This window comes from Pantoea sp. X85, from assembly GCF_029623675.1.
Lineage (GTDB): Bacteria > Pseudomonadota > Gammaproteobacteria > Enterobacterales > Enterobacteriaceae > Pantoea > Pantoea leporis.
In genome coordinates this window covers 2,747,875-2,770,348 of the sequence record NZ_CP121108.1, presented here as the reverse complement: position 1 = coordinate 2,770,348, position 22,474 = coordinate 2,747,875, and the positions used below count along the sequence as shown (strand labels likewise).

The 22,474-nt window shown below is 55.5% G+C and carries 20 protein-coding genes; 9 read left to right on the top strand and 11 right to left on the bottom strand.

From position 1 onward, the window contains the following. The first annotated feature begins 17 nt into the window (after positions 1–17). A complete protein-coding gene (locus tag P6287_RS12810; protein WP_101763692.1) occupies positions 18–344 on the top strand; it encodes a hypothetical protein in 327 nt (108 codons plus the stop codon). Here P6287_RS12810 and yejF read toward each other — a convergent pair. The 9 genes from yejF to yeiP form a co-directional block, all read right to left on the bottom strand. Continuing rightward, positions 338–1,927, bottom strand: coding sequence for a microcin C ABC transporter ATP-binding protein YejF (gene yejF, locus P6287_RS12805; protein WP_277973821.1), 1,590 nt, complete (start codon positions 1,925–1,927; stop codon positions 338–340). The genes P6287_RS12810 and yejF overlap by 7 nt on opposite strands. Beyond that, entirely contained in the window at positions 1,928–2,950 is a 1,023-nt protein-coding gene (locus tag P6287_RS12800; protein WP_101763694.1) for a microcin C ABC transporter permease, read from the bottom strand. Then, entirely contained in the window at positions 2,950–4,041 is a 1,092-nt protein-coding gene (locus tag P6287_RS12795) for a microcin C ABC transporter permease YejB (protein WP_137386169.1), read from the bottom strand. The genes P6287_RS12800 and P6287_RS12795 overlap by 1 nt, the downstream gene beginning before the upstream one ends. 10 nt (positions 4,042–4,051) lie before the next feature. Beyond that, on the bottom strand, positions 4,052–5,860 hold the full coding sequence (locus P6287_RS12790; protein ID WP_277973820.1) for an extracellular solute-binding protein: 1,809 nt from the start codon (positions 5,858–5,860) through the stop codon (positions 4,052–4,054). A 65-nt stretch (positions 5,861–5,925) separates the two neighbouring features. After that, complete coding sequence (locus P6287_RS12785; RefSeq protein WP_277973819.1) at positions 5,926–7,491, bottom strand: cyclic di-GMP phosphodiesterase; 1,566 nt, start codon at positions 7,489–7,491, stop codon at positions 5,926–5,928. A gap of 280 nt (positions 7,492–7,771) precedes the next feature. Then, positions 7,772–8,347: a bifunctional murein DD-endopeptidase/murein LD-carboxypeptidase gene (gene mepS / locus P6287_RS12780; protein WP_008105015.1), complete on the bottom strand. Its 576-nt coding sequence runs from the start codon at positions 8,345–8,347 to the stop codon at positions 7,772–7,774. A gap of 514 nt (positions 8,348–8,861) precedes the next feature. Continuing rightward, the gene (locus P6287_RS12775) at positions 8,862–9,569 is read right to left on the bottom strand and encodes a phosphatase PAP2 family protein (RefSeq protein ID WP_101763698.1); all 708 of its coding nucleotides are present in this window, start codon (positions 9,567–9,569) and stop codon (positions 8,862–8,864) included. 44 nt (positions 9,570–9,613) lie between these two features. After that, positions 9,614–10,588 (bottom strand): GTP-binding protein, encoded by a 975-nt coding sequence (locus P6287_RS12770; protein WP_277973818.1) that lies wholly within the window; start codon positions 10,586–10,588, stop codon positions 9,614–9,616. Positions 10,589–10,694: 106 nt separating this feature from the next. Then, positions 10,695–11,270 carry an elongation factor P-like protein YeiP gene (yeiP, locus tag P6287_RS12765; RefSeq protein WP_008105009.1) on the bottom strand — a complete coding sequence of 192 codons (576 nt, stop codon included), beginning with the start codon at positions 11,268–11,270 and terminating at the stop codon, positions 10,695–10,697. 152 nt (positions 11,271–11,422) lie between these two features. Here yeiP and P6287_RS12760 point away from each other — a divergent pair, with 152 nt between their 5' ends. From P6287_RS12760 to fruA, 4 genes are all read left to right on the top strand, one after another. Continuing rightward, positions 11,423–11,677 (top strand): YkgJ family cysteine cluster protein, encoded by a 255-nt coding sequence (locus P6287_RS12760; RefSeq protein WP_008105007.1) that lies wholly within the window; start codon positions 11,423–11,425, stop codon positions 11,675–11,677. Positions 11,678–11,955: 278 nt separating this feature from the next. Further along, complete coding sequence (fruB, locus tag P6287_RS12755; RefSeq protein ID WP_101763701.1) at positions 11,956–13,086, top strand: fused PTS fructose transporter subunit IIA/HPr protein; 1,131 nt, start codon at positions 11,956–11,958, stop codon at positions 13,084–13,086. Next, positions 13,083–14,021: a 1-phosphofructokinase gene (fruK, locus tag P6287_RS12750; RefSeq protein WP_101763702.1), complete on the top strand. Its 939-nt coding sequence runs from the start codon at positions 13,083–13,085 to the stop codon at positions 14,019–14,021. Before fruB ends, fruK begins: the two co-directional genes overlap by 4 nt. A gap of 16 nt (positions 14,022–14,037) precedes the next feature. Then, positions 14,038–15,735: a PTS fructose transporter subunit IIBC gene (gene fruA / locus P6287_RS12745; protein ID WP_277973817.1), complete on the top strand. Its 1,698-nt coding sequence runs from the start codon at positions 14,038–14,040 to the stop codon at positions 15,733–15,735. 55 nt (positions 15,736–15,790) lie between these two features. On the opposite strand, the gene nfo is transcribed toward fruA, so the two are convergent. Together nfo and P6287_RS12735 are read right to left on the bottom strand one after the other, a co-directional pair. Further along, positions 15,791–16,636, bottom strand: a complete 846-nt coding sequence (gene nfo / locus P6287_RS12740; RefSeq protein WP_101763704.1) for a deoxyribonuclease IV — start codon at positions 16,634–16,636, stop codon at positions 15,791–15,793. 57 nt (positions 16,637–16,693) lie between these two features. Continuing rightward, complete coding sequence (locus P6287_RS12735; RefSeq protein ID WP_277973816.1) at positions 16,694–17,737, bottom strand: YeiH family putative sulfate export transporter; 1,044 nt, start codon at positions 17,735–17,737, stop codon at positions 16,694–16,696. 138 nt (positions 17,738–17,875) lie between these two features. Here P6287_RS12735 and yieE point away from each other — a divergent pair, with 138 nt between their 5' ends. From yieE to P6287_RS12715, 4 genes are all read left to right on the top strand, one after another. Beyond that, positions 17,876–18,742, top strand: coding sequence for a DNA-binding transcriptional regulator YeiE (yieE, locus tag P6287_RS12730; RefSeq protein ID WP_101763706.1), 867 nt, complete (start codon positions 17,876–17,878; stop codon positions 18,740–18,742). A 136-nt stretch (positions 18,743–18,878) separates the two neighbouring features. Next, the gene (locus P6287_RS12725; RefSeq protein WP_101763707.1) at positions 18,879–20,345 is read left to right on the top strand and encodes an amino acid permease; all 1,467 of its coding nucleotides are present in this window, start codon (positions 18,879–18,881) and stop codon (positions 20,343–20,345) included. Positions 20,346–20,514: 169 nt separating this feature from the next. Beyond that, positions 20,515–21,594 carry an iron ABC transporter permease gene (locus P6287_RS12720; protein ID WP_101763708.1) on the top strand — a complete coding sequence of 360 codons (1,080 nt, stop codon included), beginning with the start codon at positions 20,515–20,517 and terminating at the stop codon, positions 21,592–21,594. Further along, on the top strand, positions 21,594–22,379 hold the full coding sequence (locus P6287_RS12715; protein WP_277973815.1) for an ABC transporter ATP-binding protein: 786 nt from the start codon (positions 21,594–21,596) through the stop codon (positions 22,377–22,379). Before P6287_RS12720 ends, P6287_RS12715 begins: the two co-directional genes overlap by 1 nt. The last annotated feature ends 95 nt before the right edge of the window (positions 22,380–22,474 follow it).

Here is a 22,474-nt window from a genome sequence, read left to right as displayed (position 1 = left end):
CTGGGGGCCGTATAACTATGCTGCAACTTTCCGTTGTGCATCGCTTGCCACAACATTATCGCTGGTCGCTGGAACATGCGGGTGAAATTGTGCGTCAGGAAGCAGCGAATGGCGTGCATGCCGAAGATTTAGTGGTGCTGCGCCTGCTGAGTCATGATGGTCATCCGGCGCTGGAAATTCTGCACCAGCTGAAGGAGACGCTGGCGCAAATTCAGGTCGAGTGCAAAATCGCCGAGTGTGAAGGGCAGCCTTGCCTGCTGATTCAACGTGATGACGAAAGCGCGACCAACTGCTGCCTGAAAAATCAGGGTGTCGCTATCGCCGAAACCTTTGATGGTCACTGACTTAGATCTTTTCCCTGCGCAGACGCCAGTAGCTGCCGCGTGTAATCGGCTGCTGGTGCGTTAAACAGCGTTTCGCAATCACCTTGCTCCACCACTTCACCCTGACGCAGCACAATCAGCTGATGACAGAGCGCGCGCACCACCTGCAAATCATGGCTGATAAACAGATAGGCGAGCTGATGCTGCTGCTGCAAACGGCGCAGTAAGGTGAGAATTTGCTTCTGCACCGAGCGGTCCAGCGACGAGGTGGGTTCATCCAGCACAATCAGCTGCGGCTCCAGGATCAACGCGCGGGCGATGGCGATGCGCTGGCGCTGACCGCCTGAAAACTCCGCCGGATAGCGCGAGCGGCTGTCGGCATCGAGTCCTACTTCCTGCATCACCGCAATCACTTTGGCTTCCTGCTCCGCACTGCTCAGTTCCGGGCGATGCACCGCTAAACCTTCCGCAATCACCTGTTGCACCGTCATGCGCGGATTGAGCGACGAATTGGGATCCTGAAATACCACCTGAATGCGCTGGCGCAGCGGCAATAACTGCTTTGGCGACAGCTGATGCAGCGGCTGATCCTCGAACCAGATTTCACCGCGCGCGCTAATTAAACGCAGCAGCGCCAGGCCCGTTGTACTCTTGCCCGAACCCGATTCGCCCACCAGTCCGAGGCTTTCGCCACGCCGCAGGGTAAAGCTAAGATCCTTCAGCGCTATCTTCTCTGCCACGGTGCGACGCAGCAATCCCCGCCGGATCGGGAAACCAACCTGTAAATTCTTCACCCGCAACAGCGGTTGCGCATCCAGCAGCGGCACCGGTTCGCCATCCGGCTCGGCGGCGATCAGTTCGCGCGTATAGGGCTGCTGCGGCTGGCAGAACAGTATATCGCAGCGATTGTGTTCCACAGCGCGGCCATTGCGCATCACCGTGACGCTGTGCGCCAGCTGACGCACGATATTGAGGTTATGCGTGATGAACAACATGCCCATGTTGAGTTCACGCTGCAGTTCGCGCAGCAGTTGCAGAATCTGCGCCTGAACCGTCACATCCAGTGCGGTGGTCGGTTCATCGGCGATCAGCAGCTTCGGCTGGGTTAGCAGCGCCATGGCGATCATCACGCGCTGTCGCTCACCACCAGAAAGCTGGTGCGGAAAATCTTGCAAGCGCGATGCCGCATGGCGAATGCCGACGCGATCCAGGCAGCTCAGCATTTCGCCACGCGCGGCTTCGCGCCGCATGCCGCGATGCACCGACAGCACTTCATACAGCTGCTTCTCCACGTTATGCAGTGGATTGAGCGACACCATCGGTTCCTGAAAAATCATCGCCATCTGGTTGCCACGCAGCCCGCGCAGGGTGCGTTCGCTGGCTTGCAAAATATCCTGGCCGTTAAACAAGATTTCGCCTTGCGGATAGTTGACCGGCGGTTGCGGCAATAAGCGCATGATCGACAGCGCAGTCACGCTTTTACCTGAACCGGATTCGCCCACCAGCGCCAGCGTTTCGCCGGCGTCAATCTGCAGCGAAATGTCTTCTACCACGCGGCGATCCTGAAAGGCCACCGCCAGATGATTCACCGTTAACAGGCTCATTTAGCGTCCTCGACTCGGGTCAAAGGCATCGCGTACCGCTTCGCCGATAAATATCAGTAACGACAGCAGCAGGGCGAGGGCAAAGAAGCCCGCCAGTCCAAGCCACGGCGCCTGTAAATTGTTTTTGCCCTGTAACAGCAGCTCGCCGAGCGATGGCGATCCCACTGGCAAACCAAAACCCAGGAAGTCCAGCGAAGTTAGTGTGGTGATTGAGCCGCACAGAATAAACGGCAAAAACGTCAGCGTGGCGACCATAGCGTTGGGCAGCATGTGGCGCAGCATAATGCGGCTATCGCTGACGCCGAGCGCACGCGCCGCACGGATATAATCGTAGTTGCGCGCACGCAGGAATTCGGCGCGCACCACGCTTACCAGGCTCATCCAGCCAAACACCACTGTTACCAGCAGCAGCCACCAGAAGCCGGGCTGAATCACGCTGGAGAGCAGAATCAGCAGGAACAGCGACGGCATGCCGGACCACACCTCAATCAGGCGTTGACCCACCAAATCGATGCGGCCGCCAAAGTAGCCTTGCACCGCGCCAACCACGATGCCAATCACGCTGGAGAACAGCGTCAGCATGATGCCGAACAGCAATGAGATGCGCGTGCCATACAGCAAGCGTGCCAGCACATCGCCACCGTTAGCATCGGTGCCAAGCCAGTTTTGTGCCGAAGGTGGCGAAGGGAAGGGCACATCGGTGGCGAAGTTGATGGTGCTGTCGCTGAAGCGAATCGGTGCCCAGATCGCCCAACCTTGTTGATCGATGCGCTGCTTCAGCCAGGGATCCTGATAATCAGCGGGTGTGGAAAAATCGCCGCCGTAATCACTTTCGCTGTAGTTGAACAGCAGCGGCACGTACCAGCGCTGCTGATAATGCACCAGCAGCGGTTTGTCGTTGGCCAGCAACTCAGCGCCCAACGACAGGACAAAAATGATCAGGAAAATCCACAGCGACCAGTAACCGCGACGGTTATGGCGAAAACGCTGCCAGCGCTGCTGGTTAACCGGAGATAAGCGCATCAGCGTCCCTCAAAATCAATGCGCGGATCGACCAGCGTGTAGGTCAGATCGCTAAGAATGTTCATCAACAGGCCAATCAAGGTGAAGATATAGAGCGTGCCAAACATCACCGGATAGTCGCGCTGAATAGTGGCGTCATAGCCGAGCAGGCCCAAACCATTGAGTGAGAACATCACCTCTATCAACACCGAGCTGGTGAAAAACATGCTGATAAAGGTGGCGGGGAAACCGGCGATCACCAGCAGCATGGCGTTGCGGAACACGTGGCCGTACAGCACGCGCTTCTCATCCAGCCCTTTGGCGCGCGCGGTGACCACATATTGTTTGCGGATCTCATCAAGGAACGAGTTTTTAGTCAGCATGGTCAGCGTGGCGAAACCGCCAATCACCGTAGCCAGCACCGGCAGCGTGATGTGCCACAGATAATCGCTGATTTTGCTGTACCACGGCAGCGCATCAAACTGCGGTGACGTCAGGCCGCGCAGCGGGAACCAGTCGAAATAGCTGCCGCCGGCGAACAGCACTATCAGCATGATGCCGAACAGAAATGCCGGGATCGAATAGCCAATGATGATAAAAGTGCTGCTCCAGATATCGAAAGCGCTGCCGTTACGCACCGCTTTTTTGATGCCCAGCGGAATTGATACCAGGTAAATGATCAAGGTGCTCCACAATCCCAGGCTGATGGAGACCGGCAAACTCTCTTTGATCAGCTGCAGCACCGATGCGCTGCGGAACAGGCTGTCGCCGAAATCAAAACGAATGTAGTTCCACAGCATTTCACCGTAACGCTGCAGCAGCGGTTTATCGAAGCCATAGCGATGCTTAATTTCCGCGATCACTTCCGGATCGAGTCCGCGAGCGCCGCGATATTGGCTGTCGCCGGGATTGTCACGCATCAGCGCACCGCGCGCGCCGCTGTCGCCGCCGCCTGAGCCGGGAATGCCGGTGCTGTGACCAAACTGCACGTTGGCTAACGCCTGATCCACCGGTCCACCCGGCGCAATCTGCACAATAAAGAAGTTCAGGGTGATGATCGCCCAAAGTGTCGGGATGATCAGCAGTAACCTGCGAAGAAAATAGGCTGCCAAACCGTGCTCCTCAGCGTCGATTGGCCGGCAATCGCCCGGCTTTGTTCACATCGTACCACCAGTTTTCCAGACCGGTAGCAAACGCGGGTTTAATCTCGGGATGGGAAAACTTGTCCCAATACGCCATGCGATCTTCCGCGCTGCACCACATCGGAATCATGTAGGCATTCCACAGCAGGATGCGATCCAGCGCCTGGCCGAGCGGCAGCAGCGCTTTCTCATCGCCCTGATGCTCAACGATCTGCTGCACAAAATGGTCGACGATGGGATCTTTCACGCGCGGCCTGTTCCAGGAAGAGTCAATAAATTGAGATTGCCAAATCGTTTGCAAGCTGGTCGAGGGCCATGGCATGGCGTAATAGAGCGATGGGATCATGTCGTAGTCGCCTTCGCGCATACGGCGGAGATATTGCGAGCTGTCAATCTGGCGCAGCGAGACCTGGATGCCAAGCCGTTGCAAGCTGTGCTGGAACGGCAACGCCCAGTCGTTTTGCGTACCGCTGCGCATCAGTAATTCGAAACGGAACGGCTGGCCGGATTTCACATTCACCAATTGCTGATTTCTGATTTCCCAACCCGCCGCTTTCAGCAAGTTCATGGCTTGCAACAGGTTGCCGCGATCGAAACCGCTGCCGTCAGAACGTGGCGGGGCATACTCATTGTTGAACACTTCGGGCGGCAGCTGCGCTTTGTAGGGCGCCAGCAGGATCAACTGCTCGGCTTTGGGATAGCCAAGCGCTGCATATTCAGTGTTCTGGAAATAGCTGCGCGTGCGTTTATAAGCACCATAGAACAAGGCTTTGTTCATCCACTCGAAATCGAACGCCAGCGTGATGGCTTCACGTACGCGACGATCGGCGAACAGCGGTTTTTCGTTGTTAAATGCCAGCCATTGCGTGTCGGTGGAAACGGTGTTGGGAATGGTCGATTTGACGATGGCGTGACTGTCAAAGTTGCGACCGCGATATTGTGTCGCCCATTTCTTCGCTGAACTCTCTTCGCGCAAATCGTAAGCGCCGGCTTTAAAGGCCTCAAACGCCACGTTGTCATCAAGATAATAGTCATAACGCAAAGTATCGAAGTTAAAACGCCCGCGATTCACTGGCAGATTGGCGGCCCAGTAATCTTTCACCCGGCTGTACTGGATAAACTGACCCGATTTATAGGAGGTGACGCGATAAGGCCCGCTGGCCAGCGGCGGATAACCAATCGGCTCGTTAAAGTTTTTGTTTTGCCAGAATTTTTCCGGGATGACCGGCAGCGTTAGCCAGCTGAGAATCCGATCTTTGTCCGGTTTCGGCATGTCGATACGCACGGTGAGACGGTTTAGCGCTTTCACTTGCACGTCACGAAACGCCACGCGGAACTGCGGCACACCTTCCGTCATGAATTTCTGGAAGGTGAAAGCCACATCCTGCGCGGTAATCGGTGTTCCGTCCTGAAACTGTGCATGAGGATTGATCGACACTTCCATCCAGCGATAGTCGTCGGGATAGCGCGCTGATTCCGCGATCAGCGGATAGTAGCTGCCAGGTTCATCATCGGAGGTGGTAAACAAGCCGTCATACAGCGTATCGGTACCGATGCCGGGATTGCCGCGCGAGGCGAAACGATTGAAGTTGTCGTAGGTGCCCACCACCGCCAGCGTGATTTTGCCGCCTTTGGGCGCGGCGGGATTGGCGTAATCGTAGTGAGTGAAATTCACCGCATATTTCGGCTCGCCCAGTTTAGCGAAGGCATAGCTTTCATTGATGGTGGCGGCATGCAGCGGCGCAATGGCGCTACAAATGAATAACGCTGTGACAAGACGCAGCAGCATAAGTGGGGCGATCTCCTGTGGTGTTCCGCACTTTATGGTAGCAGTTTCATGGGGTTCGCGTGATGTTAACTCAGTGCGCGCTGGCGTTGATAATAGCTGACGAGGTTTTCGGGGCGTAACGGACGACTAAACAGATAGCCCTGCAAATGCGTCACGCCGCGATTCACCAGCCACGCCGCCTGATCGCCCGTTTCGACCCCTTCAGCGACGGTTTTGAGATTGAGTTTTTTCGCCAGCAGCAGCACTGCATCAAGCACCGGTGAGGTGACAGTTTCTGTACCAATGCTTTGCACAAAACCGCGATCGATTTTCAGGTAATCGAACGGATATTTTTCCAGATAGATCAGCGCGCTATGCCCGGTGCCGAAATCATCAATCGCTATTTTAAAATTGTTCTCATGTAGCCAGGCGAAGATTTCTCCCGCGCTTTTTTCACCGACCATGGTGCGTTCGGTAATCTCAAACACATAGTTGAAGTGATCGGTGGGCATGATGTTAATCCATGCCTGGACATCGCGCCGGAAGCTCTCTGAGGCGAGATGCAGCGGCGAGAGATTGAGGCTCAGGCGCGTGCCGCGCGGCAGCTGTTTACAGAGAAACTGGGCATCGCGCGCCACCAGCGTGAACAGATGTTGAGTTAGCGGAATAATCAGGTTTTGCGCTTCGGCGTAGCTGATAAAGGCATCCGGCGGAATCATGCCTTCAGTGGGATGCGTCCAGCGCAGCAGCGCTTCCACGCCGTAGGGTTGTCCATCGTGCGCAGTGACCAGCGGCTGGTATTCAACATGAAACTGGCCACGTTTAATGCCCTGCATGATCTCTTTGCCCGGCCGCTGATGTCGCGTCAGCAATAACCCGCTTAGGCCGGAAACCAGCAGTGAGAAGAGGATGCCGGTCAGCAACGTCAGTGAGTAATCGCGTGGCGCTAAGGTGGTGCCAAACAGCATGAAGCGTAGATCGCTGTTATTAAAGGCTATTTCATGCAGCGATGCCGGTAAATCACTCGCGCGTACCACATTGTTGCTGCCGCTCAACAGCGCTTTGTTGCCGACCACCAGCGCCATGCCGGTGATTTCGGGATGATAAGAGGCCAGCAGCTGATAAGGCGTCAGGCTGATGTTCATGGTGGCGAAAAGGCCGGTCTCGGCTGAACCTGGATTTTTCACCCATAGCACCAGCGCCGGTTTCTTCGGTAGCAATGGCGTGCCTTCCAGCAAGCGCATATCGCGATCGCGTTCCAGTTCAGACTCAGGAGAAATATCGTTTGCTGGCATCAGAAAAGCGCCGGTGGCAGAAGAGCAGTAAGCGTTGCCATCACGCACCAGCAGGATGGCGCGGATATTACCGGCAAAGGCGGCGCGAGAAGTGAGCTCACGACTGACGTTGTTGCAGGCTAACTGGGTGTATTGCTGTAAGGGATAAAGTGTATCGACCAGGCTTGCTATCACCTGTTGTAAATCGTCGCGGCTGTGTGCCAGAAGCTGTTCGTGTTGTTGTACACGTTTTTGCCAGGTGAGTGTTAATAGCACGGTGACAAAAAGCAGAAAGAATGCCGCGCCGATAATCGCACTATGCCAGGCGATACGGCGTGAATAACTGCTGTGGTGTTTTAATGTCCCTGACAGTGGCATGGAGTGCATTCCCCTTGTCTTGCCATTTTTTATTATGTTTATCGTTTGGTCACTACCCACTTCAGACCGCAGCCACGGTGATAACGGTGTCTGCAGCGCAATATCTGGGTATCAGGAAGTCAACGAGAATATAACGAGAGCGCGAAGAATGTCTCGTTATATTTTTGATTCTCAATTACTTTTTATCGGTTGGATTTGAGTTAAAAACTACGGGCGAAAAAAAACGCTGCCGGGGCAGCGTTTCTGATTCTCTGGCTGAGAGGATCATCAAAGAAATACGTTAGCTTGGGTTTTTAGCAAGAACCCGACGCGCTTCGCGGTAACGATTTTTCCAATAACTGTCATTCAGGTTGGAAATCATTACGCCACTGCTGGTGGACGCGTGAACAAAGTTATCGTTGCCAAGATAGATGCCCACGTGGCGACCGGTAGAACCGGCGCGGAACAGCACTAAGTCACCTGCGCGCAATTTATTGCGTGAAATTTCTTTGCCGGTGTCTTGCTGTTCTGACGTTGAGCGTGGCAAATCTAAACCGAACTGCTCGCGAAAGGTGCGCTGAACAAAAGCAGAACAATCAATGCCGCGTTTGGTGTCGCCGCCTAAGCGATAACGTACACCTTTCCAGTCACTGTACTGTTCCATGATGCGGGACTTAACGTCCACGTTCTGCACCATCTGTTCAAATTCGTCCTGAGACGCTTGAAGTAAAAAACCATTCTGGTTGTTAACTTCATGATTCTCGTTATTCGCGTTCTGACCGTTATGGGTACTGCTGCATGCTGATAAAAGTGTTGCGAGTGCTACCGCGGGAATGATCCGCCTGAGGTATCTCAGAATTGGTTGAGACTTGACCATTGTACGTGTTTTCCTTCGATTTCCTTACGACAGAATGTCGTCAGCCAGATGACAAAACGGGTTGAGATTAATAAGTACGACCGTCTAAGACAAATCCTTAATTACTAAAATGTGTTAATGCACACATTTTTGTCGCTTTCAGCACCGCATTTTATGCTGTTGCTTACTAATCGGATTCGAGGTTAACCGATTACAGACCGCGTGGCGAGTGCTTTTATATAAATATTCAAAGGTTTTTTCGATGTGAAATCAATCTGTAACACAATGGCGACTTTATCAGCAATTGGCAGCGATTTAATAGCCAAACAGCGGTGCAATAAGGGGGTAATTCTGGCGCTAAGGCCGATTTTAAGAGGGTTCGGGCTGGACAACTTAGGATTAAGGCTATTGTTCCGCGTTTTTCATCATAATCTTTTCTTTTACCTGAATAATGTTAGTTTGCTAATAGTTTATTCAGGTTTTAAATAAGCGCGAGCGACTGACTTTTTGTTCTATGATCACTCGCGCTTAACAATTACGTGCGCGGCTTATATTTGCCCGGCAACGAACGGTTCAGCCAATTCACCAGCTTGTCGCTGAAGGGCGTTAACAGGCACCAGCTCATGCCAACCAGCACCACTGACAACGAACCCACAGCGATATCAGTAAACCAGTGCGCACCCGCCATCACACGTGGCAGAGCAAACACCACGGTAATCATCAACCCCACCAGAAACGCGCGGAAGCCGAAATAGCGCCACATAAAGCAGGTGAAGATCATCAGCATCATGCCGTGGTCGCCAGGGAAGCTATCTTTCGAGGCATCTTTGGCCGGGATGCCGGTCAGTTCGCTTACGCGATGCACATTCTCAAAGAACAGCGTTGGGCTGGAGTGCTGTACCGGCAGCAGATGACCGAGTTGGTTCAGTACTACCGCGCTCAGCAGCATCGTGATGCCAATGGCCAGCAAACGGCGGCGACCTTGCGGTGTCTCGCGACGCCAGTAGCTTAAATAGAGCAAACCCATGGCCAGCAGCGAAACCACATCGAAACCGCGGAAGTTAGTGATGGCCACTAACAGTGCGAAACCGTGATGATCAACCATCTGGTCATTGAAGCCATAAAAGATGGCTTTATCGATACCAAACCAGAACCCGTGATCCGGCGGCAGGTACCATGAAAGGAAAAGCATCACACCCAGCGCATTCAGCAGCAGGATGGTGACTAATCGAGAAGCGCGCATAGAAAATAGACTCAAAGTGAAAACAACGGGGCAACCTAACGCATCTAATTTAAACGAATCTTCAACAAAGCGGTCTGCAAAAGGTTCCAGTCAGCAGGCTGATGATGAATCAATTCGATGCGGCTATCCGGCGGTGTGGTAGGGCGGGTTTCTATAAACAGATCGTCGCCCTGGCGATTGATATTCACTAAACCATCGGCAGTGCGCAACACACCTTTAACGCGATCAACTGGCGCATGCCTTGCCCACTCTAGCGCTTTGATCGTATCAAACACGGTTTCACCATCGAAAATCCAGCCACAGGAAGCATAGCCCTGGCCTTCATTTAGCGCACGACGCCAGCGCGCCTGGCCATCCAGTTTCAGTGCGGCCAAGCCTTGTGGACGTAAATTATGGTGGTGATGTGCTGCATCGGGAACCGCACGATCCGCCAAGGCGGGTTGAGTCAACAGCGCGGGATTGATGTGTCCCCACGCCGCTTCCACCATCTGACGTTCGCCCAAAAATTGCTGCTGCCAATCCTGCAAACGCTGACGATCATTATCGCTCCAGCGATCGCTTTTGTTCGCCACGATGATATCGGCCGCCACCAGCTGATCGCGGAAATTCTCATTCTCCACTACGCGTGCGTCGGCAAGCTGGCGCGGATCGAGCAGCGTTAAGGTGGCATCCACCTGAATCCAGGGTTGATAGACGGCAGCACGCAGCATATTCAGCAGCTGTTTGGGATGGCCAAGGCCGGTGGGTTCGATAATCAGACGATCGGGTTTAGCCTGTTTCAGCAGCATGTTCAGCCCAACCTGCAGCGGCAAGCCGTTAACGCAGCACATGCAGCCGCCGGGAATCTCTTTCAGCGTGGCACCGCGATCGGCGAGCAGTGCGCCGTCGATGCCAATTTCGCCAAATTCGTTGACCAGAATCGCCCAGTTTTCATCCGCGGGTTTATTGGCTAACAGATGCAGCAGAGTGGTGGTTTTTCCGCTGCCGAGAAATCCGGTGATGAGGTTTACGCGCGTCACAAAAGGTCTCCCAAAAAAAGAGAATAAATCGCACGCGGATGAGAGGCATCCGGCGCGCACGGCCTTGTTATACTATAACAATCACCGGGCGCCGGACGGAAGCACGTTATGAATCAGCGCGTCCCATATAACGACGTTCCGCAATATGAATGCGGATGCGATCGCCATTGCTCAGGTATTCCGGCACCTGAATGGATAAGCCGGTGCTCATGCCTGCGGGTTTGGAGCGAGCGCTGGCGGAGGCGCCTTTAATGCCCGGCGAGGTATCAACAATTTCCATATCGACGGTTTGTGGCAGTTCAAGCGCCAAGACCTGGCCATCCATCGTCAGCACCTGAATGCCGGGAATGCCACCTTCAGGAATAAACAGCAGCTCTTCTTCAATTTGCTCTTTTTTGAAGTTGTACGGCGTGTAGTCTTCGTCATCCATAAACACATACTCATCGCCATCTATATAAGAGAAGGTGACGGCGCGGCGACTGAGCGAAATGGCGTCAATAATATCGTCGCCTTTGAAGCGTTCTTCCACTTTCAGGCCGGTGCGGACATCGGTAAAGCGCATCTTATAGAGCGTCGCGGCACCGCGAGCACTTGGGCTCTGTACATCAATGTCTTTCACCAGTAACAGTTTGCCGTTCCAGGTGACAGCCATCCCTTTTTTGATCTCATTTGCCTTTGGCATGGTGGTTTTCTCGCTGACAGGAGGTTAATGCGCGTCACGTTACTCGCGCGGCGAAAAACTGGCAAGTCAGCCAATGTAAAATTGTTGCCGGTGCATGGCATTCGCGGTCTGGGACTGTTATTGTCGCGGCGAATTCCTTGCAGGAGCGCATGATGTTTTGTCGTGACCAGTGCGGTGCCTGTTGCACAGCCCCCTCAATCTCGTCCCCGATTCCTGGCATGCCGCACGGCAAGCCGGCCAACACGCGTTGCGTGCAGCTTGATGAGCAACAGCGTTGCAAAATCTTTGGTTCACCGCTGCGTCCGGCGGTCTGTGCTGGCTTACAGCCCAGCGCCGAAATGTGCGGCAGCAGCCGTGATAGCGCCATGACATTTCTGCTTAAACTGGAAGCCGATACGGCGCCCTGAAGCACTGCTGACGCATAGCTGAAGAATTGGGCTTAGTGCCGTTGGTCTGTACAGCAAAAGCATCAGCCTGCCTGCCGGTAAAAATCTTAAATCCAACATGAAGTGTGCGGAACGTCAAAAATCTGCTACTCAGATCGCGCATTTTCTTGCCTGCTGCACGTGGCTGTACCATATTCCCTGAAACGTTTCAGCGTTGTCACTCCGGCTAAGTCCGCGATGCACAGCAGCTTTTTTCACCATCTAGCTGAAACGATTCAATACAGCAAGCGAGGAGAGATATGTTCCAGCTCGAAGTTCAGGCCATTCATACCGGTGCTAGCGCACAGAATAAAGAAGAGGCCATTCGTCAGGTTGCCGCTGCGTTAACCGCTGCAGGCAATGTGGCCGAAGGCTACGTTAACGGCATGCTGGCGCGCGAACAGCAAACCACCACTTTCCTGGGTAACGGCATCGCCATTCCGCACGGCACCACCGACACCCGCGACCTGGTGCTGAAAACCGGTGTCCAGGTTTATCAGTTCCCGCAGGGCGTGGATTGGGGCGAAGGGCAAACGGCGTATGTGGCGATCGGTATTGCCGCTAAATCGGATGAACACCTCGCGTTGCTGCGCCAGCTCACTCACGTATTAAGTGATGACAGCATTGCTGAACAGCTGAAAACCGCCTCGGCGGAAGATCTGCGTGCGCTGCTGATGGGCGAAAACCAGGCCGCAGAATTCAAATTCGATACCTCGCTGATTGCCGTTGATGTGGCGGCCAGCGATTTAATCACGTTACAGGCACTGAACGCCGGACGTCTGCAGGCTGCAGGCGCGGTGGACGCGTCATTTATTGCTGACGTGATTTCCCGCGCCCCGCTGAGCCTCGGTCAGGGCATCTGGCTGAGCGACAGCGCCAACGGCAATCTCGGCAGCGCAGTGGCCGTAAGCCGCGCGGCAGCGCCATTCCAGCATCAGGGCGAAAACGTCGCGCTGTTGCTGACCGTGGCGGCTAACGATCAGCGTCCGTTGGAAGTGCTGGGCTATCTCAGCAATCTGCTGCTCAGCAACAAAGCTGAACGTCTGCTGAAAGCCGATGCCGCCGGTATCCTGGCGCTGCTGACCAGCGAAGTCGATGAAGCTGCCGAGCTGCTGACCGCTGAATTCACCATCCGCAACGAACACGGTCTGCACGCGCGTCCGGGCACGGCGCTGGTGACCGTCATCAAACAGTTCAACAGCGACATCACCGTAACTAATCTCGATGGCAGCGGTAAGCCTGCTAACGGCCGCAGCCTGATGAAAGTCGTTGCGCTCGGTGTGAAAAAAGGCCATCGCCTGCGCTTCACCGCCAGCGGCGAAGATGCACAGCAGGCGCTGAACGCAATTGAAGAAGCGATCAATTCTGGTTTAGGCGAGGGGGTTGCATGAGCCGTCGTGTCGCAACAATTACCTTAAACCCGGCTTACGATCTGGTCGGATACACGCCAGAAATTGAGCGCGGCGAAGTTAACCTGGTGAAAACCACCGGCCTGCACGCGGCGGGTAAAGGCATCAACGTTGCCAAAGTGCTGAAGGATCTCGGTATCGATGTCACCGTCGGCGGTTTCCTCGGCAAAGAGAATCAGGACGGCTTTCAGCAGCTGTTCAGCGAACTCGGCATCGCCAACCGTTTTCAGGTGGTGCAGGGCCGTACGCGTATTAACGTTAAGCTGACCGAAAAAGACGGCGATGTGACCGACCTGAATTTCTCTGGCTTTGAGGTCACCGCGCAGGATTGGGAGCGCTTCACCGCCGATTCTCTGACCTGGCTCGGACAGTTCGATATGGTGTGCGTCAGCGGCAGCTTGCCAGCCGGCGTGGCACCAGAAGCGTTCACTAAATGGATGAGCGATCTGCGCACGCTGTGCCCGTGCATCATCTTCGACAGCAGCCGCGAAGCGCTGGTCGCCGGTCTGAAAGCCGCGCCGTGGCTGGTGAAACCGAACCGCCGCGAGCTGGAGATTTGGGCTGGTCGCAAACTGCCTGCGCTGCAGGACGTGATCGGTGCTGCACATGAACTGCGTGAGCAAGGTATTGCGCACGTAGTGATTTCTCTCGGTGCGGAAGGTGCGCTGTGGGTGAATGCCTCCGGCGAATGGATCGCCAAACCGCCTGCCTGCGAAGTGGTCAGCACCGTCGGTGCCGGCGATTCGATGGTCGGCGGCCTGATTTACGGCTTGCTGATGCGTGAATCCAGCGAGCACACGCTGCGTCTGGCGACGGCAGTGGCGGCGATGGCCGTCAGCCAAAGCAACGTTGGCGTGAAAGATCGTACCCAGTTGGCCGCGATGATGGCGCGCGTCGACTTACAACCCGTTAACTAACAGCAGGAGAGCGATAATGAAAACGCTGCTGATAAAAGATTCTTCACTGGGACTGGCGTCAGGACATCTGGCGCTGGAACGTTTACGCGCGACGGCGGCACAAGCTGGCCTGACGCTGACCGATAATGCCGCCGAAGCAGAATTGGTGCTGGTTGCTGGCCACAATATGCCGCACGACGCAGAGCTGGCCGGTAAATCGCTGGCGCTGGTTGATGTGCAGCAAGCGCTGCGCGATCCGCTGGCGGCAATCAATCAAGCCAAAGCGAGTGCCAAAACCTGGCAGCCTGCGGCTGCAACCGCTGCCGCGCCAGTAGCTGCGCAGAGCGCTGCACAGAAACGCATTGTGGCGGTGACCGCCTGCCCAACCGGCGTGGCGCATACCTTTATGGCTGCTGAAGCTATTCAGGCCGAAGCGACCAAGCGTGGCTGGTGGGTGAAAGTCGAAACCCGTGGTTCTGTGGGCGCAGGCAACGCGATTACCCCAGAAGAAGTGGCGGCGGCCGATCTGGTGATCGTCGCGGCTGATATCGATGTGGATCTGGCGAAATTTGCCGGTAAGCCGATGTACCGCACCTCAACCAGTCTGGCGCTGAAGAAAACTGCGCAGGAGCTGGATAAAGCGCAGGCCGAAGCGAAAACCTATCAGCCGAGCAGCAATCAGGCTGCCAGCGCACAGGGCGACAGCAAAGAGAAAGCCGGTGCCTATCGTCACCTGCTGACTGGCGTTTCGTACATGCTGCCGATGGTGGTTGCCGGTGGTTTAAGCATCGCGCTGTCATTTGCCTTTGGTATCACCGCATTTAAAGAGCCGGGCACCTTAGCGGCTGCACTGATGCAGATCGGTGGCGGCAGCGCCTTCGCGCTGATGGTGCCGGTGTTAGCCGGTTTCATTGCCTTCTCGATTGCGGATCGTCCGGGTCTGACGCCTGGTTTGATTGGCGGTATGATCGCCACCAGCATTAACGCCGGTTTCCTGGGCGGTATCATCGCCGGTTTCATTGCCGGTTACGCTGCGAAAATGCTGAGCAGCAAAGTGAAACTGCCGCAGAGTATGGAAGCGCTGAAGCCGATTCTGATTATTCCGCTGGTGGCGAGTTTAATTACCGGTTTACTGATGATTTACGTGGTAGGTAAGCCGGTGGCGGGCATCATGACTGGCCTGACAACCTGGCTGGCCAATATGGGTACCGCGAACGCAGTGCTGCTGGGCGCGATTCTCGGTGGCATGATGTGTACCGACATGGGCGGTCCGGTGAACAAAGTGGCCTATGCGTTTGGTGTTGGTTTGCTGAGTTCACAAACCTACGCACCGATGGCGGCCATTATGGCAGCCGGAATGGTGCCACCGCTGGCGATGGGCCTGGCGACGCTGGTTGCGCGTCGTAAGTTCAACAAAGGTCAGCAGGAAGGGGGTAAAGCGGCGCTGGTGCTCGGGCTGTGCTTCATCTCTGAAGGTGCGATTCCGTTTGCGGCGCGTGATCCAATGCGTGTGCTGCCGTGCTGTATCATTGGCGGCGCGGTAACCGGTGCGATTTCCATGGCGATTGGCGCGAAACTGATGGCACCGCACGGTGGTCTGTTCGTCCTGCTGATTCCAGGCGCGATTACCCCAGTATTGGGTTATCTGCTGGCGATTGTGATTGGTACTGCGGTAGCGGGACTTGGCTACGCCATCCTGAAACGTCCGGAAGAAGAGCTGGTTAAAGCCGCGTAATCTTCGTCAGACATAAAAAAAGGGAGCTGCGGCTCCCTTTTGTTTAATCAGATAATTAACCCTGCTGCTCCGACTTCAACCACGCAATCTCATCCTTCCAGATATCCGGATTAATGGTTTCCAGAATCATGGGAATGCCGTCAAAACGTTTATCTTTCATCAGCCAGCTAAACGCGGTTTTACCGATATTGCCTTCACCCAGACTGTGATGGCGGTCGACGCGACTGCCCAGCGTGCTTTTGGCATCATTCAGGTGCATACCGCGCAAATACTGGAAACCAACGATGCGCTCAAAGTCGCTGAAGGTCTCGGCGCAGGCTTCTTCGGTACGCAGGTCGTAACCGCCCGCAAAGGCGTGGCAGGTATCAATGCACACGCCAACGCGCGACTTATCTTCCACGTGCTCAATAATGGTGGCGAGGTGCTCGAAGCGGAAACCGAGATTGCTACCCTGACCGGCGGTGTTTTCGATCACCGCCACCACGCTGCTGGTTTTATCCAGCGCGATGTTGATCGATTCGGCGATACGCTTCAGGCAGGCTTCTTCTTCAATCTGCTTCAGATGGCTGCCCGGGTGGAAGTTCAGCAAGGTCAAACCCAACTGCTCGGCACGCTGCATCTCATCGAGGAAAGCCTCGCGCGATTTCTCCAGCGCTTCCATCACCGGATGGCCGAGGTTAATCAGATAGCTATCGTGCGGCAGAATCTGCGCGGACGTGAAGTTGTAACGATCGCAGGCGGTTTTGAACGCATCGATCACTTCTCCTGACAGCGGTGCGGCTTTCCACTGGCGCTGATTTTTGGTGAACAGCGCAAAGGCTGTGGCTTCGAGTTCGTGGGCACGGATAACTGCCTGGTCCACGCCGCCTGATGCACTGACATGTGCGCCGATATATTTCATGCCGCTCTCCTGATTGGGCGATTGCTGCTGCAAAGCTGCCCATCATAGCGGATGCGGTTACGCCATGAAATGTTGCACCAGCACATTGAGTGCTCCGCCGCCGAGAATTAACCAGCCAAACATCACCAATCCCAGCAGCAACGGTTTACAACCGGCCTGTTTCAGGGCGGTGAAGCGCGTAGTCAAACCCAGCGCAGCCATCGCCATCGCCAGCAGCAGATTGGCCAGCTGATTCAGCGTGCTAACAATATTGGCAGGCAGCAGATGCAGCGAGTTAAACAGCGCCACCACAATAAACAGCAGCGCGAACCAGGGAAAACGAATCGCTTGTTGCTGTGCGTTGTGGCTACGCTGACGTTTCAGCCAGCTTCCCAGCATCAGCAAGAAGGGCGCTAACATCATCACGCGTAGCATTTTGGCAATCACGGCGGTGTTTTCTGCCTCGGCACCCATCGCGTGTCCTGCCGCAACGACCTGCGCCACTTCATGCAACGTCGAACCCGTGAAGATACCGAAATGTTCCGCGCTGACCGTTGGCAGCAGCGACCACAACATCGGATACAGCACGATGCCAACGGTACCAAACAGCACCACAGTCGCAACAGCCACCGCCACTTTTGACGGCGCAGCCTTAACGATAGGTTCACTCGCCAGCACCGCCGCCGCGCCGCAAATACTGCTGCCCGCTCCAATCAGCCACACGGTTTCGCGATCCATCTTCAGCAGACGAATGCCGATAAAACAGGTCAGCAGGAAAGTGGAGCTGAGAACCATCACATCAATCAATACGCCGCTAAGACCGACATCAGCAATCTGCTGCACAGTAATACGAAAGCCATACAGGATGATGCCGAGGCGCAGCAAACGCTGTTTCGCCAGCATTACGCCGCTGTCACAGGCGCCGGCCATCTGCGGATAAAGGGTGTTACCGAGCACGATGCCCAAAATAATCGCTAACGTCAGCGCACCGAATCCGGCCCCGGCCAACCAAGACTGATTGCTTAACCACGCCGCGGTACCGGCAATCGCCACAGTCAACAGCAAACCCGGCAGCCAGTGATGTAGATGAAACGGGGTTTTATTCACGCTTAACTCAGCCATACTTTTCTCCTGTAGGGGTACCATTCCTGGCGACCTTCTAACATTCAATCTCTGCCTCAAGCCTGCGCTGCGCTGGTATAAAAGTAAAATTGATAATATATTTATAATTAACCAGAATAAGTAATATAAGGGAACCGCATGCACATCACGTTGCGCCAGATTGAAGTGTTTACCGAAGTGCTGAAGAGCGGCTCGACGACGCAGGCCTCGCAGGTGCTGGCGCTGTCGCAGTCGGCGGTGAGCGCCGCGTTAGCAGATTTGGAAAACCAACTCGGTGTGCAGCTGTTTGACCGCGTCGGTAAGCGACTGGTAGTGAATGAGCATGGCCGTTTACTCTATCCGCGCGCCGTGGGTTTGATGGAGCAGGCGGGCGAAATCGAACAGCTGTTTAAGGAAGATAACGGGGCGATTCGCCTGTTCGCCAGCAGCACCATCGGTAATTACCTGCTGCCGGGCATGATCGCCGCCTATCGCCGCGATTTCCCGGCGTTGCCGCTGGAGCTGAGCGTCGGCAACAGTCAGGATGCGATTAATGCGGTGGCGGATTTCCGCGTCGATATCGGTTTGATCGAAGGTCCGTGCCACGAGCTGGATATTATCAGCGAGCCGTGGCTGGAAGATGAGCTGGTGGTGTTTGCCGCGCCGGATGCCGCCATCCTGCAGCAGCCGATTACGCTGGAAGCGCTCGCCGCCGCGCCGTGGATTCTACGCGAGCGCGGTTCAGGCACGCGCGAGATCGTTGATTATCTGCTGCTGTCGCATCTGCCACAGTTTCAGCTCGGCATGGAGTTAGGCAATTCAGAGGCGATTAAACACGCGGTGCGTCACGGCATGGGCATCAGCTGTTTGTCGCGGCGGGTGATTGAGGATCTGCTGGAAGCCGGCACGCTGGTGGAAGTCGCGATCCCATTGCCGCGCCTGACGCGCACGCTGTATCGCATCCATCATCGACAGAAGCACGTGTCCAAAGCTTTAAGCCGTTTCCTGTCGTATTGCCGTGAATAATCACAGCGCTGATCACGCTGCGGCTAATAATTCCCGGCCGATCATGAAGGTAACTAATAACCCGACGTGAATGCTATACAGCTTGGGGCTAGCTGCTACAATCTCGCCTCATTTTTATCCAGCATAGCGTTTACACATGCATAATGACTCAAAAACAACACAACAACCTGGATTGCGCCGTGAATTAAAAGCGCGTCATCTCACCATGATCGCCATTGGTGGTTCCATCGGTACCGGCCTGTTTGTCGCCTCGGGTGCCACCATTTCTCAGGCCGGACCCGGCGGCGCGCTGCTCTCCTATGCGCTCATCGGCCTGATGGTTTACTTCCTGATGACCAGCCTCGGCGAACTCGCGGCCTTTATGCCGGTTTCTGGCTCCTTCTCCACCTACGGTTCAAAATATGTTGAAGAAGGCTTCGGCTTCGCGCTGGGCTGGAACTATTGGTACAACTGGGCGGTGACCATCGCCGTTGACCTCGTCGCCTCGCAGCTCGTCATGAACTACTGGTTCCCGGACACGCCCGGCTGGATCTGGAGCGCACTGTTCCTTGGCCTGATGTTCCTGCTCAACTACATCTCAGTCAAAGGCTTCGGCGAAGCGGAATATTGGTTCTCGCTGATCAAAGTGACCACCGTCATCATCTTTATTGTGGTTGGCGTGTTGATGATCACCGGCATCATGCGCGGCGCAGAAAACGCCGGCTGGCATAACTGGACCGTGGGCGAAGCGCCGTTCGCCGGTGGTTTTGCTGCGATGATAGGCGTGGCGATGATCGTTGGCTTCTCCTTCCAGGGCACCGAGCTGATCGGTATCGCGGCCGGTGAATCTGAGGATCCGGCGAAGAACATTCCGCGCGCGGTGCGTCAGGTATTCTGGCGAATTCTGCTGTTCTATATCTTCGCTATTCTAATCATTAGCCTGATTCTGCCGTACACCGATCCGAAGCTGCTGCATAACGATGTCACCGATATCGCCATCAGCCCTTTCACGCTGGTGTTCCAGAATGCCGGTCTGCTCTCAGCGGCAGCGGTAATGAACGCGGTAATTCTGACGGCGGTACTGTCAGCGGGTAACTCCGGCATGTACGCCTCAACGCGTATGCTGTTCAACCTGGCACGCGAAGGTAAAGCGCCACGCATTTTCGGCAAGCTGTCGAAAGGTGGCGTGCCGCGTAACGCGCTGATTGCTACCACCGTAGTGGCGGGATTGTGCTTCCTGAGCTCGAAATTTGGTAACCAGGAAGTTTACCTGTGGCTACTGAACACCTCAGGCATGACCGGTTTTATTGCCTGGTTGGGTATCGCCATTAGCCATTACCGTTTCCGTCGCGGTTATATCGCTCAGGGTCACAACCTGGCCGATTTGCCGTACCGTTCGGGCTTCTTCCCGCTGGGACCGATCTTCGCTTTCATTTTGTGTCTGATCATCACACTGGGTCAGAACTATCAGGCGTTCCTTGCTGACCGCATTGATTGGTATGGCGTGGCCGCAACCTATATTGGTCTGCCGCTGTTCCTGATTATTTGGTTGGGCTACAAGCTGACACGCGGTTCGCGCTTCGTGAAATACAGCGAGATGGAGTTCCCGACGTTTAAAGAGTAGTCATACCCTTGCGCGATAAATCGCGCCGCTACGAATAAGGTGCACGTGTAGTAGCGGCGCAATTTATTGCGCATTGTTTTGGATTTTGTTACTCAGATTGAATTGATAATTATTATCACCTGCACTATTGTGGCTGCCGTTATGATTTCGACAAGAAACGGGTAGAACAATGCGTACCACCGACGCCACGCTGCTGGCGGAAAACGGCCTCGAAACCGACACCATGACGCGTTATCGTCAGGTACTGCGCCAGCGACTGATGTTAATTGGCGTGCTGGCGCTGGCGATATTAGCGTCAGTGATTCTTGATTTCACCCTCGGCCCGGCTGGGCTCTCCCTCGACACCTTATGGCAAACGCTGACGCATCCCGATGCGGTCGATGCGGGCACCCGCGTGATTGTCTGGGATATTCGTTTACCGTACGCCTTGATGGCGGTGGTGGTGGGCTTCTCGCTCGGCCTTGCCGGTGCAGAGATGCAAACCATCCTGAATAACCCGCTTGCCAGCCCGTTTACGCTCGGCGTTTCATCGGCGGCGGCCTTTGGTGCGGCGCTGGCCATCGTTCTTGGTATCGGCATTCCTGGCGTGCCGGATCAGTGGTTTATCTCCGCCAACGCGTTTGTGTTTGCGCTATTTGCCGCCTTGATGCTGGATGGCGTGACGCGCTGGACCAAAGTTTCGACCTCTGGCGTGGTGCTGTTTGGTATCGCGCTGGTGTTCACCTTCAACGCATTAGTCTCAATGATGCAGTTCATCGCCAGTGAAGATACTTTACAGGGCCTGGTGTTCTGGACCATGGGCAGCCTCGCGCGCGCCTCGTGGGAAAAGCTCGGCGTATTAACCGCCGCCTTTGCCATCCTGATTCCGTTCTCGATGCTCAGTAGCTGGAAGCTGACCGCGCTGCGCCTCGGCGAAGATCGCGCGGTGAGTTTTGGTATCGACGTGCGCCGTCTGCGCCTGGCAACGCTGCTGCGCATCAGTATTCTCTCTGCGCTGGCGGTGGCGTTTGTCGGCCCAATTGGTTTCATCGGTCTGGTCGCGCCGCACATTGCGCGCATGATGTTTGGTGAAGATCACCGCTATTACCTGCCAGCCAGCGCGCTGGTCGGTGCGCTGGTGCTGTCGCTGGCTTCGGTGGCGTCGAAAAACCTGATTCCCGGCGTGATCATTCCGGTGGGAATTGTGACGTCGCTGGTCGGCGTGCCGTTCTTCCTCAGCATTATTCTGCGTCATCGGGGGACGGTGTAATGGAGCAGGGATTACGTCTTAAGCATTTCTCCGCCGGTTATCCGAAGCGCAAGGTGATTGACGATCTCAACGTGCCGGAGCTGCCGCAGGGCAAAATCACCGTGTTGCTTGGCCCCAACGGCTGCGGCAAATCGACGCTGTTGCGCGCGCTGGCTGGTTTGGGCAAAGGGCAGGGCGAGCTGTGGCTGAACGGTGAAGACCTGATGAGCCAGCCGTTTGCGCGCCGGGCGCAGCGTGTGGTTTATCTGCCGCAAAGTTTGCCGGCGGGCGTGCATCTGCACGTGCTGGAGTCGATTATCGTGGCGCAGCGTGCGTCGGGTGGCTTGCACAGCGCCTCGAGCGAAGCGGAGATCATGCATCTACTCGAGCAGCTTGGCATCGCGCATTTAGCCATGCGTTATCTCGATCAGCTATCGGGCGGGCAGAAGCAGTTGGTGGGTCTGGCGCAATCGCTGATTCGCCGTCCGGAACTTCTGCTGCTGGATGAACCGCTTAGCGCGCTGGATCTTAACTACCAGTTCCACGTGATGGATCTGGTGCGTCGTGAAACCCGGTTGCGCAATATTGTGACGGTGGTGGTGGTGCACGATATCAACATCGCGCTGCGTCATGCGGATCACGCGCTGATGCTGAAGGATGGCAATCTGCTGGCGGACGGCGAGCCGTCGCAGGTGATTACGCCGGAGACGTTGGCGCAGGTGTATGGCGTGCGCGGCCGTATCGAGCACTGCTCACGCGGCATGCCGCAGGTGATGATCGACGGGCTGGCGGAGACGTTGGTGTAGTTAGGTGGGTGCACGCTGTCCCCCAATATGGTGCACGCAGTCCCCCTCCTCGGTCCTCCCCCATTAATGGGGGAGGAAGATGCTGCTATATGTGA

Coding starts and splice junctions, on each gene's coding strand:
- mepS (WP_008105015.1), bottom strand. CDS start 8,347: ATGGTCAAGTCTCAACCAATTCTGAGATACCTCAGGCGGATCATTCCC.
- yejF (WP_277973821.1), bottom strand. CDS start 1,927: ATGAGCCTGTTAACGGTGAATCATCTGGCGGTGGCCTTTCAGGATCGC.
- P6287_RS12720 (WP_101763708.1), top strand. CDS start 20,515: ATGCGTACCACCGACGCCACGCTGCTGGCGGAAAACGGCCTCGAAACC.
- P6287_RS12775 (WP_101763698.1), bottom strand. CDS start 9,569: ATGCGCGCTTCTCGATTAGTCACCATCCTGCTGCTGAATGCGCTGGGT.
- yieE (WP_101763706.1), top strand. CDS start 17,876: ATGCACATCACGTTGCGCCAGATTGAAGTGTTTACCGAAGTGCTGAAG.
- P6287_RS12735 (WP_277973816.1), bottom strand. CDS start 17,737: ATGGCTGAGTTAAGCGTGAATAAAACCCCGTTTCATCTACATCACTGG.
- nfo (WP_101763704.1), bottom strand. CDS start 16,636: ATGAAATATATCGGCGCACATGTCAGTGCATCAGGCGGCGTGGACCAG.
- fruK (WP_101763702.1), top strand. CDS start 13,083: ATGAGCCGTCGTGTCGCAACAATTACCTTAAACCCGGCTTACGATCTG.
- P6287_RS12725 (WP_101763707.1), top strand. CDS start 18,879: ATGCATAATGACTCAAAAACAACACAACAACCTGGATTGCGCCGTGAA.
- P6287_RS12800 (WP_101763694.1), bottom strand. CDS start 2,950: ATGCGCTTATCTCCGGTTAACCAGCAGCGCTGGCAGCGTTTTCGCCAT.
- P6287_RS12785 (WP_277973819.1), bottom strand. CDS start 7,491: ATGCCACTGTCAGGGACATTAAAACACCACAGCAGTTATTCACGCCGT.
- fruA (WP_277973817.1), top strand. CDS start 14,038: ATGAAAACGCTGCTGATAAAAGATTCTTCACTGGGACTGGCGTCAGGA.
- P6287_RS12810 (WP_101763692.1), top strand. CDS start 18: ATGCTGCAACTTTCCGTTGTGCATCGCTTGCCACAACATTATCGCTGG.
- P6287_RS12760 (WP_008105007.1), top strand. CDS start 11,423: ATGTTTTGTCGTGACCAGTGCGGTGCCTGTTGCACAGCCCCCTCAATC.
- fruB (WP_101763701.1), top strand. CDS start 11,956: ATGTTCCAGCTCGAAGTTCAGGCCATTCATACCGGTGCTAGCGCACAG.
- P6287_RS12790 (WP_277973820.1), bottom strand. CDS start 5,860: ATGCTGCTGCGTCTTGTCACAGCGTTATTCATTTGTAGCGCCATTGCG.
- P6287_RS12715 (WP_277973815.1), top strand. CDS start 21,594: ATGGAGCAGGGATTACGTCTTAAGCATTTCTCCGCCGGTTATCCGAAG.
- yeiP (WP_008105009.1), bottom strand. CDS start 11,270: ATGCCAAAGGCAAATGAGATCAAAAAAGGGATGGCTGTCACCTGGAAC.